This is a genomic window from Streptosporangium sp. NPDC023825 (assembly GCF_040639575.1).
Classification (GTDB): domain Bacteria; phylum Actinomycetota; class Actinomycetes; order Streptosporangiales; family Streptosporangiaceae; genus Streptosporangium.
This window is the reverse complement of sequence record NZ_JBFAAE010000007.1, coordinates 16,856-30,557: the sequence shown is the minus strand read 5'-3', so window position 1 is coordinate 30,557 and position 13,702 is coordinate 16,856. Positions and strand designations below refer to the sequence as shown.

The window sequence follows — 13,702 nt, the reverse complement described above, 5'->3', positions numbered from 1 at the left end:
GTGTGACACACCGCCGCCCGGTGCCGCACCGCCCCCCGACGGGCTGTGCGGCGCCGGGCGGTTGTCAGTTGAGCATGTAGCGCCGCTGGACGGTCCTGGTCACCCGGACCGCGTTCCTGACCAGCGGTATCCGCAGCGCGACCCGCTTCAGCAGCGGGTACCAGGGTTCGGAGAGCCTGGCGGCGGCGGACCTGTGGATCTCCACCCGGCCGCCGCGGTTCATCTCCACCTTGAAGCGGAGCCCGGTCTCCTTGCCGTCCACCCGCAGGAACGGCGCCCAGACGCCCGGTGCGAGAAACCCCTCCCGGTACGCCAGCCGGGTCGGGATCTTGGCGATCAGCCGCCCGGCCAGTTCCCCGGGGACGCCGGGCTCGACCAGCGCGGGGGCGGCGACCTCGCGTTCCCTGCCGGCGGTCTGGCGGAACACCAGCTCCGCGGGCGGCCCTCCGCTCGGCGGCACGTACGGCACGGGCACGACGACGAAGACGTGCTTGCGCTGCCTGATGACCGTCGTACCCGGTGAGACGAGGACGATCGACTCGGGGAACGAGCGCGGCTCCACGCAGATCCCCAGCTCCCCCCGGTCGGACCACCAGGGGACGATCAGCCGCCTGGAGCAGTCGGCGACCACCCCGGTGCAGTTCAGCGGCGACCCGGTCACCCGGGTGCGCGCCTGCTGCGCCCCTCCGTACATGCGCACGTGGATCTCCCACAGCCCCGGGGGCAGCGGGCCGCCCATGGCCGCCGAGTCGACGTCCAGCCGGGCCTCGCCGGTGACCTGGAGCCTGACCCCGTTGCGGTGACGGCTGCGGATCATCGAGCACTCCGAGGGCAGGAAGTGGACGACCCCGGTCTCCTCGTGCCTGATGTAGACCTCGAACCGCGCCCTGGCGGCGGCCTGGCTGACGTCGGCCATCTCGGGCGGCAGGCGGAGCCCGTCGAGGTGGACCGGGGGCTGCCAGAGCAGGCCGTCGTCTCCGTAGGGGACGAAGCGCATCGGGGTGCCGTCGGCCTGCATGATCTCCACGGTGAGCCCCAGGGCGAGCGCTCCGTCGTCCCAGGTGAGGGTGTCGAGGTCGGCCTGGAGGCGGATGCCGCGCATGGCCCCGGCCAGGACGACGAGCTGGTCGAGCCTGCCCGCGCGGAGCAGCGCGGCGCGGGCCCGCAGCGGGACGGGCAGCAGGAGGTCGAGGCGCGGGGGGAAACGCTGGACGACCAGCTCGCGCAGGGTGGTGAAGGTGGCCGCCCGGCCCGCGGAGGAGGTGACGAACCTGCCCCCGCCGAGCCGTCGCAGCACCGCGGTGCGGAACCACTGGGCGTACATCCGGTCGCGCCGGCGTCCCTCGGGCACCTCGTCGTCGATGATGTCGAGCAGCTCGCGCAGCTCCGCGGCCCAGACGTAGGGGTCCTCCGGCGGCTCGGGCCGCTCGGTGACGTGGCAGCAGACCTGGCCGGCCATGACGACGACCTTCCTGGCCCGCAGGTAGGCGCGGAGCGCGAAGGCCTGTTCGGCCAGGCACCCGCCGGGGTCGGAGAAGTTCAGCGCCTCGGCGTCGAGGAAGGCCCTGCGGAGGAGCTTGTGCGGGGTGAGCAGCGTGAGCAGCCGGTCCCCGACGATGTCGGCGTTCTCGCGGTCGGTGTCGAAGACCGTGGAGGGCGGCCTCCGGTCGCTGATCAGCCGCCCGAGGAGGATGTCGGCCCCGGTCTCCACGGCGCGCGAGTACATGCGCTCCAGAGCGGCCCGCTCCAGGCGGTCGGTCTGGTCCAGCATGTAGACGTACTCGCCCCTGGCGACCATGAGGGCGACGTTGCGGCCGCGCATCGGCGAGCCGGTCCGCTCGAGGTGGAGCACCCTGACGTTCGGCCGCGCCGCCGCCAGGGTGTCGAGGCGCTGCCGGATCCCGTCGTCGGAGCCGTCGTCGGCGAAGATGACCTCGTAGTCCTCGGAGGCCATCGACTGCTCCAGCACCGACCGGATACAGGCGTCGGCGCCATCACCGGGGTTGTGCACCGGCACCACCACGCTGACCTTCACGTCCATGCGGCCAAGGGTGCGGCGCGCGGCGCCGGGAGACGGTCAGACTTGCCGACTCCTGGTCTCTCAGTACCAGCCTTTGGCCTGGGAATGGGCCCAAGCGCCGCAGGGCGAGCCGTAACGGCCCTTGATGTAGCTGAGCCCCCACTCGATCTGGGTGGCCGCGTTGGTCTGCCAGTCGCTTCCGGCGCTGGCCATCTTGTGGCCGGGGAGGGACTGCGGGATGCCGTAGGCGCCACTGGAGGTGTTCATGGCGCGCTCGTTCCAGCCGCTCTCCTTCATCCAGAGCTTCTCCAGGCAGCCCCACTCGCCGGCCCAGCCCCTGGCCTCCAGCATCTGCTTGCCCAGAGCCCTGTTGCCGGTCGGGTTGGAGGTGCCCGGGGGGAGCTGCTGCGGGTTGAACCCGCCGCCGCCCGGCGCCTCGTCAACGATCTTGACCTGGTTCAGGGCCTTGCGGTTCTCGCGCTCGGCGGCGATCTTGTCGGCCTTGAGCGCCTGGGCCGCCTGGGCCTTCAGCATGTCGGACTTCAGGTCGGAGCCGAACGGGTCGGAGCCGAGCATCTTCGCCATCTCGTCCAGGGTGAGCGGCTCCGTCGGCGGCGCCGAGGCGTTCTGGACGGCGGTGTAGGCGGTGAAGGCGCCTCCACCCACCAGGACCACCAGCGCGGCGCCCAGGATCAGCACGCGCTTGGAGGTCATACCGCGCTTTGAACTGGGCCCGTCGAGGCCCTTGCCCTTGGCCGCCCTGCGGTTCGAGCGGCGAGGGCGGGGCGCCGAGCGCTCCTTCAGTTGCTGTGATCCTGGACTCACGACCTATGAGCTTGCCGTGGGGAGGGGGGTGGTCCGCAACCGGAACGGCGGAGTTGGTCGGCTTCGACCGGCGTCCGGCCAGGCTCGTCGAGGTTTCTCACGTCCTAACCGCCAGGCCACGAGCCCTTTCCCGGCAAGGAAAGCTTGGTAGTGATTTTGCTCACATTTTGCCGTACGGGGCCCCTTGACCCCCTTTGACGATCTTGGAATTGCCCGAATCGTGGTCTGACCACCACGTTCAGGTACTGTTTGCCTTATGTCTGGGTTTTGTGACCCGGCAGATCCATCCGAGCCTTGGGAGAATGATTACCCGGTGGCAGGCATCCTCCTCGTCGAAGACGACCCCTCGGTCCGTACCGGGTTGGAGCTCGCGCTCACCCGGCAGGGCCACTCCGTCACCGCCTACGCCAGCGGTGAGGAGGCCCTTGAGCACATCAGGTCCCGTCGCCCTGAGATCGCCATCCTGGACGTCATGCTGCCCGGCATCGACGGCGTCGAGGTGTGCCGCCGCATCCGCAGGCTCGACCAGCTGCCGGTGATCCTCCTCACCGCCAGGGGCGACGACCTCGACGTGGTCGTGGGGCTGGAGGCGGGGGCCGACGACTACGTGGTCAAGCCGGTCGAGCCCCGGGTGCTGGACGCCCGCATCCGCGCCGTCCTGCGCCGGATGGAGTCGGTCGCCTCCGACCGCATCACCTTCGGCGACCTGGTCATCGACCGGGGCGCGCTCAAGGTGGCGCTGGGAGGCCGCGAGGTCCACCTCACCCCCACGGAGCTGCGCCTGCTGCTCGAACTCGTCCGCCACCCCGGCCAGGTGCTCAACCGCAGGTACCTGCTGCGGGCCGTCTGGGACCACACCCACGTCGCCGACTCCCGGCTGGTCGACGCCTGCGTCCAGCGGGTCCGCGCCAAGATCGAGGCGGTTCCCGCCGAGCCCGAGTTCATCCACACGGTACGGGGATTCGGCTACCGGTTCAGCCCGCCGTGAAGCGGACGTTCTCCCCCTCGAGGCGGACGTTCCCTCCCTCGATGCGGCGGATGTACACCGGCCTGCGCGGACGCCTGGTGATCACCTTCACGCTGATCGCCGTCACCGCCTCCGCGGTCGTCGCGGGGATCGGCTACGAGTTCGTCAAGAACAGCATGATCAGGCGGGCCGAGCACGTGGCCGTGAGCGAGGTGCGCGACATCCTGGAGGGCAGCAGGCTGCCCGTCGGCGCGCTCTGGCCGGGAGACAGCCCGCCGACCGACGAGGAGATCAGCGCGCTGCAGAGAAGCCTGCGTCCCCAGGGCGGCAGGGTGGTGGTCCGCTACGAGAACTACCCCTACCCCGACGGCGACTTCGGCCCCAAGAACGTCCCCGCCGACCTCGCCGCCAGGGCCACCCAGCGGCTGGTCGCCAAGCGCATGACCATCGGCGGCGACATGTGGCTGCTCATCGGCACCCCTGTCTGGCGGATCGAGCCCATCCACACCGCCCAGCCCACCGGGATGACCGTCTTCGTGTTCGTCCCCCTCATCGAGGAGGAGCGGCTGCTGAACGGCCTGCGGCAGCCGCTCGCCGTCGCCGGCGTCGCCATGCTGATCATCGCGCTGTCCCTGGGCCTGGTGTCGGCCCGGCAGCTCCTGCTGCCGGTCAGGCGGCTCGGCTCGGCGGCCCGCGCGCTCGGCGCCGGCCACCTCGACACCCGCCTGCCCGTGCACGGCCAGGACGAGCTCGCCGAGCTCACCGCCACGTTCAACGACACCGCCGCCGCCCTGGAGCGGAGTGTCACCGAGCTGCGCGCGCTGGAGGCGATGTCCCGCCGCTTCGTCGCCGACGTCTCCCACGAGCTCAGGACCCCGCTGACCGCGATGACCGCGGTCACCGACATGCTCTCCGAGGAGGCCGACCGGCTGCCTCCCGAGCCCGCGGCGGCCGTACGGCTGGTGCTGCGCGAGATCGCGCGGCTGCGGACCCTGATCGAGCAGCTCATCGAGGCGAGCCGGTTCGACTCGGGGACGGCCACGCTGAACGTGGACACCGTGAACATCGTCGACGTGGTCTGCGACTGCCTGGAGATGCGCGGCTGGTCGGACCGGGTACGGGTGAACGTCCCCGAGGGACTGACCTTCTCCGTCGACCCCCGGCGCTTCGATGTCATCGTGGCCAACCTGGTGGGCAACGCCCTGCGCCACGGTGAGCTCCCGGTGATGGTGACCGCCCGCAGCACCCCGAACGGCCTGGAGGTGAAGGTGCGCGACCATGGCAAGGGCATCCCGGCGAAGGACCTGCCCTTCGTGTTCAACCGTTTCTACAAGGCCGGCGCCCGGGGCGACGGCAGCGGGCTCGGCCTGTCCATCGCGCGGGCCAACGCCCAGCTGCACGGGGGCACGATCTCGGTCCGCGCGCAGCGGCCGGGCACCCTCTTCACGGTCTGGCTCCCCCCGGCATGAGACGGCCCACCCGCCCGCACGGCCCGGGCATGAGCGAGCCCACCGGCCCGGCCGCCCCCGGCAGGAGAAGGCCCGCCTGCCCGGCCGTCCCCGGCACGAGACGGACCACCGGCGCGAGGTGGTTCGCCTGCCTGCTCGCCGCCGCCCTGGTGCTCTGCGGCTGCGGCATCTCCCCGACCGACGTCCAGGACTACGGCCACCCGCCGGTGATCAGCTACAGCCCCACGTGGGTGACGGTCTATCTGCTCCGCGACGGCAGGTTGGAGCCCGTCAAGGTCCCGGTGGTCTCCGACTCGGCCAAGAACATCATCGACACCCTGTTCCGGGCCGGCAAGCAGCCGCCGAAGGCGGGGCTGACCAGCGCGCTCAACGACTTCAGCCACTACGACACCAAGACGACCCGCTACTCGGACAACACCGACCAGCGCAACGAGCCGGACGACAACCTGGGCTATCGGCTGAACGTGATCATCACGGGTGAGGGCAAGGTCTCCAAGGAGGCCCTCGCCCAGATCACCTGCACCATCCGGCAGAACAAGCAGGAGAGCATCTGGAGCGTCGAGGTCACCCGCCTCTTCCCCGGCACCCCGGAGACGATGGGCGACCGGGGCTGCTTCGAGTACCGCAATCTCGCGGCGCCCGGCGTGCGGCTGCCGCCCTGAGGATCCCCCCGCCCCGGCACCGCGAGAGACCCGGCGCCGCGAGAGACCCGGAACCACGAAGGGCCAGGTACCGCGAAAGGCCCGGTGCCGCGAAAGGCCCGGCGCCACCAGGGGCCCGCACCGCGAAGGGCCCTGCGCCGCGAGAGACCGGCGCCGTGACGCGCGGAGCGCGGTCGCGGGTGCTCGTACGGCACCCGCGACCGCGCTCCGGCGGTGGCGTCGGGACGCCCCGTCACATCGTGATGTCCTCCAGCATCTCGGTGACCAGCGCCGCGATCGGCGAGCGCTCCGAGCGGGTCAGGGTGACGTGCGCGAACAGCGGGTGCCCCTTGAGCTTCTCCACCACCGCCACGACGCCGTCATGGCGGCCCACCCGCAGGTTGTCGCGCTGGGCGATGTCGTGGGTGAGGACGACCCGGGAGTTGGCGCCGATCCGGCTCAGCACGGTGAGCAGCACCCCGCGCTCCAGCGACTGCGCCTCGTCCACGATGACGAAGGCGTCGTGGAGCGACCGGCCGCGGATGTGGGTGAGCGGGAGCACCTCCAGCATGCCCCGGTCCATGACCTCCTCGATCACCTCGGGCGTGGTGACCGCGCCCAGGGTGTCGTAGACCGCCTGCCCCCACGGGCCCATCTTCTCGTTCTCGGAACCGGGCAGGTAGCCCAGCTCCTGGCCGCCCACGGCGTACAGGGGGCGGAAGACGATGACCTTGCGGTGCTGGCGGCGCTCCAGGACCGCCTCCAGGCCCGCGCAGAGGGCGAGCGCGGACTTTCCGGTGCCCGCCCGGCCGCCCAGCGAGACGATGCCGACCTCGGGATCCATCAGGAGGTCGAGCGCGATGCGCTGCTCGGCGGAACGGCCGTGCAGGCCGAACACCTCGCGGTCGCCGCGCACCAGCCGCACCGACTTGTCGGGCAGCACCCGGCCCAGCGCGGAACCCCTGCTGGACAGCAGGCGCAGACCCGTGTGGGTGGGCAGGTCACGGGCTTCGGCCAGGTCGGCCGTACCGTGCTCGAAGAGGGTCTCGATGTCCTCCGAGGTCACCTGGAGCTCGTCCATGCCGGTCCAGCCGGACTCCACCACGAGCTCGGCGCGGTATTCGTCCGCGGCGAGCCCGATGGAGGCGGCCTTCACCCGCATCGGCAGATCCTTGGAGACCAGCACCACGTCCGCGCCCTCCGCGGCGAGGGTCTTCGCCACGGTCAGGATGCGGGTGTCGTTGTCGCCGAGCCGGAACCCGACGGGCAGGATGGACGGGTCACTGTGGTTGAGCTCGACCCGGATGGTGCCCTCGCCGATCGGCATGGGCTCGTCCAGTCGTCCGTGCGTCACCCGGAGTTCGTCGAGGGACCTTAGCGCCTTGCGCGCGAAGTATCCGAGCTCTGGATGATGGCGTTTGCCCTCCAACTCGGTGATGACGACGATCGGGATGACGACCTCATGCTCGGCGAAACGGCTCATCGCCGTTGGATCCGCCAGGAGCACCGAGGTGTCCAGGACGTACGTGCGCCGCTGCACTGCCGGCGACGTGGGTGAGGACGAAGGGTTTGCCACGCGTTCTCCCCCGGGCGCCATGGACGGCGCCCTGCCATGAGCTGGGATGCGGACCGGCCCCGGGCCCGCTCACGAGAACGTCGAGCAGGGACCGTTGACCGGCCCTCCTCAGCAGGTCGTGACGCAAAGGCGGGCCCTCTCCGGCGTAGGTGAGCTGCGCTCTCCTACTTCTTACGGTACGTCCTGAATGCCCGACTTCCAACTGCTTAAGACTGACCGAAAGGGGCCGTTCATGTGGAGTTTCAGGAACCGTACCTGCGGTGCCGCGCGGCGTAGGAGCGGAGAGCCCGCAAGAAGTCGACCCTGCGGAAGTCAGGCCAGTAGGCCTCGCAGAAGTAGAATTCGGAGTGAGCGCTCTGCCAGAGCAGAAAGCCGGAGAGCCGCTGCTCTCCCGAGGTCCGGATGACCAGATCCGGGTCGGGCTGGCCGCGCGTGTAGAGATGCTCCGCGATGTGCTCGACATCGAGGACCTCGACAAGGTCCTCGATACTCGCGCCCTTGCTCGCGTGCTCCTGGAGAAGGGAGCGCACCGCATCAGCGATCTCACGCCTTCCTCCATACCCAACAGCAACGTTCACAATCAAACCGGGACGATGTGATGTCGCTTCTTTTGCGTTCTTGAGCACACGGGCCGTGTGATCGGGCAGAAGATCGAGCGCGCCCATGGGCTTGATGTGCCATCCGTCGGCCACGAGCTCCTGGACGACGTCCTCGATGATCTTCATCAGGAGGTCCAGCTCGTCCTTGGAACGGTTGATGTTGTCGCTCGACAGCAGCCACACGGTGACGACCTCGACACCGGCCTCGCGGCACCAGCCGAGCAGCTCCGAGATCTTGTCGGCGCCCTTGCGATGCCCGCGGCTCACATCGTCGATGCCCATCGAGCGCGCCCAGCGCCGGTTGCCGTCGACGATCACGCCGACGTGCCGGGGAGCCATGTCCCGCTGGCGGGACAGCTTCGCCTCAAGCCTGCGTTCGTACACCCGGTAGACGAGATCGCGCACGCCCATTGAAGCCCCTCCCTCAGCACCCGCCACGAATTGGCACTGACAGGCAATTATCGCCGCCCCGCGGACCCCTCCGCCCCCTCTACAGGGTTCTGGCGGGCTTGCCCGGCTTGCGGGCCCCCAGGCAGTCCTCGGCCTCCGCGACGAGCGCCTCCACGAAAACACCCAGCTCAGAGGATGTCAGAACGGCGCGCATCCCCATCCCGCCGCCGCCCCACGCCTCCAGGAAGGCCCTTCTGGTGAGCCGCCACTCCCCGCCGGGCCCCCGCGGCCCCGGGACCCAGACCGGGATGGTCCGCAGTTGGCAGCGGAGTTCGCCGCCGCCGACGACACCGTTCCTGGCCCGGTAACGAAAGGCGAACAGTTCCGTGTCGCCGGGAAAGCGGTCGTCGGGGTCGGGCCACCGGGCCTCGTGACCCGCGCGCGCCTCGGCGACCCCCCGCGCCAGCCGGGTGAGGAACCAGCCGCACCGCTCGCCCACCGTCCCGTACAGCGCGCCGTCGCGGTGCAGCTGCAGGGTGATCTCGTACGGCGTGCCGACACTGTCACGGCACGCCACCGGCGTAACGGTCAGATAAGAACCATCAAGACAACGCAGTCCCCCCACCTCAGAGAGGGTATCCCTGGCCCAGTCCGCCAAAACACGATCAACGCCATCCATGTCCCCGCCAGCCGGGCGGCTGATGCCATTCGGTCCAGCCGTACCCGGACCGCCCGTCCTCGGCCTCGAACCGGCACAGGGCGCGCGGGAAGCGGGCGACCTCCCCGTCGGGGGACGTCATGGCGACCGGGGCGAAGGCGAGCGGGACGACCGTCATCGGCATGCCCGGCACCTCCAGCCGCGCCCCGGACGGGAAGCCGTCCGCGCCGAAGTCGCTCGCCGCGGTGAAGCCCTCCCGCTCCTCGGTCTCACCGCCCGGCGGGACCGTGAAGCACGGCCAGGGCATCTCGAAGCCGACGTTGGCGCGCATGCCGTGGAAGAACGTGCCGTCGTCGAGCCGCCCCGAGCTCCACAGCCACGACATCCGCCACCAGTCGCGCTCCCCCCAGCTGTGGTCGCGCTCGCCGTACCCGGAGAAGGCGATCTCCTCACCCCCGCCGACCCGGATCGTCCCCGCGACCGCGCAGGGGATCTCGTAGCGGGACATGAAGCGGTAGGGGTACGGGTCGCCGCCGCTCCGCCACTCCAGGTCGAACGCGAGCGAGGTCGTCCCGGCGCCCCCGAGGTCCCCGTACGCCATGGCGGGGTCGTCCAGGACCGCCGCCGCCCCGGCGTCGAGGGTCACCCGGAAGGACCGCATGGGGTCGGTCACGTCGTGGGCGGCCCGGAACCCTCCGCACCCCTGTCCGCGCACCGTGTGGACGCCGGGACGCGTCCCCGCCCCGTTCCGCCCGGGAGGGCCGGGGACGGACAGCGGGACGTGGTGGTCGGCCAGCAGCACCGCGGGCCGGTCCCTGCCGACCAGGCACGCCCAGTACCAGGCGCGGTTCCAGTTGGGATACAGGCCGAGCCGGACGTAACCGGCGAGCGAGCCGTCCTCGGCCGCGAAGTCGAGATAGACGGACTCGCTCCACAGCGGCTCGGGGCCCGCCGGGTGCGGCCCCTCGTCCTCGGGCCGCAGCGGCCAGGTCTCGTGATCGACGAACTTTCCCACGGTCACTCCGATGCAGGGGCCCGATCAGGCGTCGGCATGTGTTCGACCGGCGCGTACCGGCATGTGCCGGCTCAACCTAACCGACCGGGCCCCGGCCGGACAGGCTCCTCAGGAGCTCTCCTCAGGAGCTGCCGCAGCCCCCGCCCCCGCAGCTGGAACCGGAACCGGAGTCGGAGCCGCCCCCGCCGTCACCGCCACCAGCGCCGTAGTAGTAGGTGCCCGCCGAGGTGTCGGAGGAGCGTCGGCGGGAGGAGCCTCGGCGCGGCGCCGGGGGCGGGCCCTTCATGGACAGGACGGTCGCCAGCCGCCCCTCCTCCCACTGGTTCAGGCCGTGCAGGGCGACGCCCAGGATGTTCAGCTCGTCATGGTCGACATGGCCTCCGGCGCGGGGCGGCAGGGACCTGTCCTCGCGGTGGCGCAGGCGGTAGTGGGCCAGCGCGGTCTTCCCCGCCCGGTTGGGGTGGGTGGGGTCGGCCCGGCCGGAACCGGGCGCGTCGATCAGCCCCAGGTCCCTCAGCCGCGCGATCAGCATGGTCACCGCGGCTCCCTGGGCCGCCCTGTCCCTGATCCCCCAGACCGGCACGCCGTCCCACCGCCCCTTGAACTGGTCGAGGATCTCGGTCTGCACCGGCTGGGTGAGCACGCCGACCTGGTCCGACACCCGCGTCAGCCGCCCGTCGCGCCGCGCCCTGAGCACCCCTCCCGCGGTCAGCGCGGCCAGCGCGGTGTCGACCACCCGGGACCGGCCGCCGGCGAGCAGCGCCAGCTCGTACGGCGTCAGCTCGGGCCCCTCGTAGACGCGCGAGGGGCGGGCGGCCAGGCGCAGCGCGATCAGCGTGGCCACCACCAGAAGCGAGACACCTACGACGACGACGATCAGTACGGTCTGCATGACGGCCTCCGGGATGACGTCCCTGCGCGAGGTTCACTACCCAGTGGACGAACGGGGAGGACCAGAAGTTTCGGCGACACCCGATCCGGTCTCGGCCCGGCGGCACCCCGCCCCGCGATCCCCGGTCCGGCCGCACCCCGCCCGGCGGTTCCCGGTCCGGGACCGGTCCGGGACCGGTCCGGCGTCCGGTTCAACGGCGTCCGGTTCAGCGGCGGCGGCCGAAGAGCGACCACCGGCGGGGCGCGGAGCCGGGCTCGGGGGCCACGGGCTCCTCCGGCAGCCGTCCCGCCGCGCGGAGGCGGTCGGCGAAGTCGCGGGCGTCGGCGTGGGAGCCGCCCGGCGGCTTGGGGCGGCCTCTCGCGTACGCGTCGAACTCCCCGGCGAAGCCGTCGCCGAGCAGCGCGGCCAGATCGGGCCGTAGCCTGGCCACCGTTCTGCGCCGCTTGGAGATCAGGCCGGTCTCCTGGATCCGCAGCCGCTCCCGGTCGAACCCCCGCGGCGCCTCCTGCCCGGCCACCAGGGCCGCCATCAGGGCCTCCTGAGCCCTGGCGAGCGCCTCACGCGCCGTGTCGCCGGTCTCCGGCTCCCGGACATCCTCCCGCCCCCTGCCGGCCTCCAGCGGCTCTCCAGCGGCTTCGCGCTCCTGGGCGGTCTCTGGGGTCCCTCCGGCCGCCGCCCGCCCCTCGTGACCGCCCGGCTCCCGAACCCGGCCGGCGGCGTCCCCGGGCACCGCGTCAGGGGCCACGCCGTCAGACACGGGCCATCGCGCCGCGGATCCGGCCGAGCTCCCCCTCCAGGGCGCCGTCGCTGGGGTAGTCGTCGTCCCATTCGAGCAGCACACCGGGCGGATCGACCCGGGCGCACAGCTCGGAGAGGATGTCCAGCACGTCCTGCGGGACGTGGGCGGTGTGGGTGTCGTGCCACACCCCATCGCGGGAGTGGCCTCCGGCGACGTGGACGTAGGCCAGCTCGGACAGCGGGAGGCCGTCCAGCGCGGCGGTGGCCGACAGGCCCAGGTTGACCTGGTTCGTATAGAGGTTCGCCACGTCGATCAGGAGCCCGACGCCGGTCATCTCCACCAGCTCGCCGAGGAAGGCGGCCTCGGTCATCTCGTCCTCCGGCCAGCCGAACAGGGCCGCGACGTTCTCCAGGGCCAGCGGTACGGGAAGCGCGTCCTGCGCCCGCCGCACGTTCTCGGCGACGACGGAGAGCGCGGCCCGGGTGCGCGGGACCGGGAGCAGGTGCCCGGCCTCCATCCCGCCCGCCCGCACGAAGGCGAGGTGCTCGCTGACCAGCGGCGCGTCCAGGGCGAGGGCGCAGTCCGCCAGGTGCGCCAGCCGCCGCGGGTCGGGAGGCTCGGCGCCGCCGACGCCCAGCCCGACACCGTGCGGGATCACCGGGACCCCGCGGGCGCGGAGCACCCGCAGCGACTCGGGGAGCCGGGCGGGGTGGACGTTCTCGGCGACGACCTCGACGAAGTCGACCCCGGGCAGCCGCTCCACGGTCAGGTCGATCTCCGGCCGCCAGCCGATGCCCACCCCCAGCGCCACAGACTCAGCCGCCATCGGAGGCACCCCCGTCCAGGCTCGCCCGCCGCCGGGTCACCACCGCCTCTCCGGCGGCTCCGGCCGTCCTCGCCGCCGGGGCCGGACGCCGCTCACCCACCGCAACCGCCACCGCCGCACCCTCCGCCGCAGCTGGACCCGCCACCGCCGTCACCCGACCCGCCACCGTCGCTCGACCCGCCCCAGCCTCCGGAGCCGAAGTCGCCGCCGCCGCCGAAGGACGAGGCGTCCCCCGAGCTCGAACCGCCGCCGCAGGCGCCCGAGGCACAGCTGCCCGAACCGCTCGCGGTCTGGCGCTGGAGCTCCTCCTCCAGGCCGGGCTCGTCGAGCTCGCTCAGGCCGTACAGGGCGACGGGGATGCCGACGGCGAAGGCCAGATCGGGTGCGACGGGGCGGGCGCCCCGCGCGTAGGTCCGGCGGGCGGAGGCGAGCACCTCGTGGCCGGCGTGACTCAGCACGTCGCGCAGCGCCCGCTTCTGCCGCGCGTAGACGGAGAAACCACCGATCACCGAGAACATGCCCACCAGCAGCGCGAAGGTGCCGAGTCCCCCGGTGGCCCCCGCCAGCAGGATGCCCGCCACGACGACCACCTCGATGATCGAGGTGATCTGGAGCCGGCTCAGCAGCACCTGAGCGTGGTCGAGCGCGCCCTCTGGCACCAGCAGGCCGAGTCCCAGCAGGCGGTAGCGCAGGCCGTCGACGCTCTGCCCCTCGGCCACCGCGCGGCGGACCTCGCCCACCGGGGCCGAGCCTCCGCGCTGGTGGAGCGACTCCATGACGGCGTGCTCGATCGGGTCGGGGGACGGCCGGGCGCCGGCGACCAGGCTGGCCTGGCCGCCTCGCGAGATCCGGATCGCCCCGGCCCTGGCCAGCAGGCCGAGCGCGGTGTTGATCACGCGGCGCGGCCCTCCGGAGAGATAGGCGAGCTCGTACGGGTTCGGTGGCCCGCCGTAGTGGCCGATCATGGCCGAGCGAACCCGGCGGTGCTCACGGTGCAACGCGAAGGCCGTGGAGAGGATGACCAGGCCGACGGCGAAGGCGATGACGAACAGCGAGAACTCCATGTCCGCCTCCTCGGGGGGAAA

Annotated in this window: 13 protein-coding genes; 3 read left to right on the top strand and 10 right to left on the bottom strand. The window is 71.9% G+C overall.

The window, feature by feature from the left end; translation table 11 throughout:
- Nucleotides 1-64: 64 nt before the first annotated feature.
- Both AB0G15_RS08820 and AB0G15_RS08815 read right to left on the bottom strand, forming a co-directional pair.
- Entirely contained in the window at nucleotides 65-2,041 is a 1,977-nt protein-coding gene (locus AB0G15_RS08820; RefSeq protein WP_362836793.1) for a glycosyltransferase family 2 protein, read from the bottom strand.
- Nucleotides 2,042-2,101: 60 nt separating this feature from the next.
- Nucleotides 2,102-2,734: a lytic transglycosylase domain-containing protein gene (locus AB0G15_RS08815; protein WP_362836791.1), complete on the bottom strand. Its 633-nt coding sequence runs from the start codon at nucleotides 2,732-2,734 to the stop codon at nucleotides 2,102-2,104.
- Between the two features lie 424 nt (nucleotides 2,735-3,158).
- Here AB0G15_RS08815 and AB0G15_RS08810 point away from each other — a divergent pair, with 424 nt between their 5' ends.
- From AB0G15_RS08810 to AB0G15_RS08800, 3 genes are read left to right on the top strand one after another with little or no spacing between them, the layout of a single operon-like run.
- The gene (locus AB0G15_RS08810) at nucleotides 3,159-3,833 is read left to right on the top strand and encodes a response regulator transcription factor (protein WP_344921373.1); all 675 of its coding nucleotides are present in this window, start codon (nucleotides 3,159-3,161) and stop codon (nucleotides 3,831-3,833) included.
- A gap of 41 nt (nucleotides 3,834-3,874) precedes the next feature.
- Nucleotides 3,875-5,281 (top strand): ATP-binding protein, encoded by a 1,407-nt coding sequence (locus AB0G15_RS08805; RefSeq protein WP_362685062.1) that lies wholly within the window; start codon nucleotides 3,875-3,877, stop codon nucleotides 5,279-5,281.
- A gap of 29 nt (nucleotides 5,282-5,310) precedes the next feature.
- Nucleotides 5,311-5,943, top strand: a complete 633-nt coding sequence (locus AB0G15_RS08800) for a hypothetical protein (protein ID WP_362836789.1) — start codon at nucleotides 5,311-5,313, stop codon at nucleotides 5,941-5,943.
- A gap of 232 nt (nucleotides 5,944-6,175) precedes the next feature.
- Here AB0G15_RS08800 and AB0G15_RS08795 read toward each other — a convergent pair whose 3' ends face one another.
- The 8 genes from AB0G15_RS08795 to AB0G15_RS08760 all read right to left on the bottom strand — a co-directional run bounded on the left by AB0G15_RS08795 (nucleotide 6,176) and on the right by AB0G15_RS08760 (nucleotide 13,681).
- A complete protein-coding gene (locus tag AB0G15_RS08795) occupies nucleotides 6,176-7,519 on the bottom strand; it encodes a PhoH family protein (protein WP_362836787.1) in 1,344 nt (447 codons plus the stop codon).
- A gap of 221 nt (nucleotides 7,520-7,740) precedes the next feature.
- Entirely contained in the window at nucleotides 7,741-8,508 is a 768-nt protein-coding gene (locus AB0G15_RS08790) for an isoprenyl transferase (RefSeq protein WP_362836785.1), read from the bottom strand.
- A gap of 79 nt (nucleotides 8,509-8,587) precedes the next feature.
- Nucleotides 8,588-9,064 carry a hypothetical protein gene (locus AB0G15_RS08785; RefSeq protein WP_362836783.1) on the bottom strand — a complete coding sequence of 159 codons (477 nt, stop codon included), beginning with the start codon at nucleotides 9,062-9,064 and terminating at the stop codon, nucleotides 8,588-8,590.
- 88 nt (nucleotides 9,065-9,152) lie between these two features.
- Nucleotides 9,153-10,160, bottom strand: a complete 1,008-nt coding sequence (locus AB0G15_RS08780; RefSeq protein ID WP_362836781.1) for a hypothetical protein — start codon at nucleotides 10,158-10,160, stop codon at nucleotides 9,153-9,155.
- Nucleotides 10,161-10,281: 121 nt separating this feature from the next.
- Nucleotides 10,282-11,052 (bottom strand): TIGR04222 domain-containing membrane protein, encoded by a 771-nt coding sequence (locus AB0G15_RS08775; protein WP_362836779.1) that lies wholly within the window; start codon nucleotides 11,050-11,052, stop codon nucleotides 10,282-10,284.
- A gap of 205 nt (nucleotides 11,053-11,257) precedes the next feature.
- Complete coding sequence (locus tag AB0G15_RS08770; protein WP_362836777.1) at nucleotides 11,258-11,797, bottom strand: hypothetical protein; 540 nt, start codon at nucleotides 11,795-11,797, stop codon at nucleotides 11,258-11,260.
- A 4-nt stretch (nucleotides 11,798-11,801) separates the two neighbouring features.
- Nucleotides 11,802-12,617 (bottom strand): DUF692 domain-containing protein, encoded by an 816-nt coding sequence (locus AB0G15_RS08765; RefSeq protein ID WP_362836775.1) that lies wholly within the window; start codon nucleotides 12,615-12,617, stop codon nucleotides 11,802-11,804.
- Between the two features lie 92 nt (nucleotides 12,618-12,709).
- Complete coding sequence (locus AB0G15_RS08760) at nucleotides 12,710-13,681, bottom strand: TIGR04222 domain-containing membrane protein (RefSeq protein WP_362836773.1); 972 nt, start codon at nucleotides 13,679-13,681, stop codon at nucleotides 12,710-12,712.
- Nucleotides 13,682-13,702 lie beyond the last annotated feature (21 nt).

Coding starts and splice junctions, on each gene's coding strand:
- AB0G15_RS08820 (WP_362836793.1), bottom strand. CDS start 2,041: ATGGACGTGAAGGTCAGCGTGGTGGTGCCGGTGCACAACCCCGGTGAT.
- AB0G15_RS08815 (WP_362836791.1), bottom strand. CDS start 2,734: ATGACCTCCAAGCGCGTGCTGATCCTGGGCGCCGCGCTGGTGGTCCTG.
- AB0G15_RS08805 (WP_362685062.1), top strand. CDS start 3,875: ATGCGGCGGATGTACACCGGCCTGCGCGGACGCCTGGTGATCACCTTC.
- AB0G15_RS08800 (WP_362836789.1), top strand. CDS start 5,311: ATGAGCGAGCCCACCGGCCCGGCCGCCCCCGGCAGGAGAAGGCCCGCC.
- AB0G15_RS08795 (WP_362836787.1), bottom strand. CDS start 7,519: ATGGCGCCCGGGGGAGAACGCGTGGCAAACCCTTCGTCCTCACCCACG.
- AB0G15_RS08790 (WP_362836785.1), bottom strand. CDS start 8,508: ATGGGCGTGCGCGATCTCGTCTACCGGGTGTACGAACGCAGGCTTGAG.
- AB0G15_RS08775 (WP_362836779.1), bottom strand. CDS start 11,052: ATGCAGACCGTACTGATCGTCGTCGTCGTAGGTGTCTCGCTTCTGGTG.
- AB0G15_RS08765 (WP_362836775.1), bottom strand. CDS start 12,617: ATGGCGGCTGAGTCTGTGGCGCTGGGGGTGGGCATCGGCTGGCGGCCG.
- AB0G15_RS08760 (WP_362836773.1), bottom strand. CDS start 13,681: ATGGAGTTCTCGCTGTTCGTCATCGCCTTCGCCGTCGGCCTGGTCATC.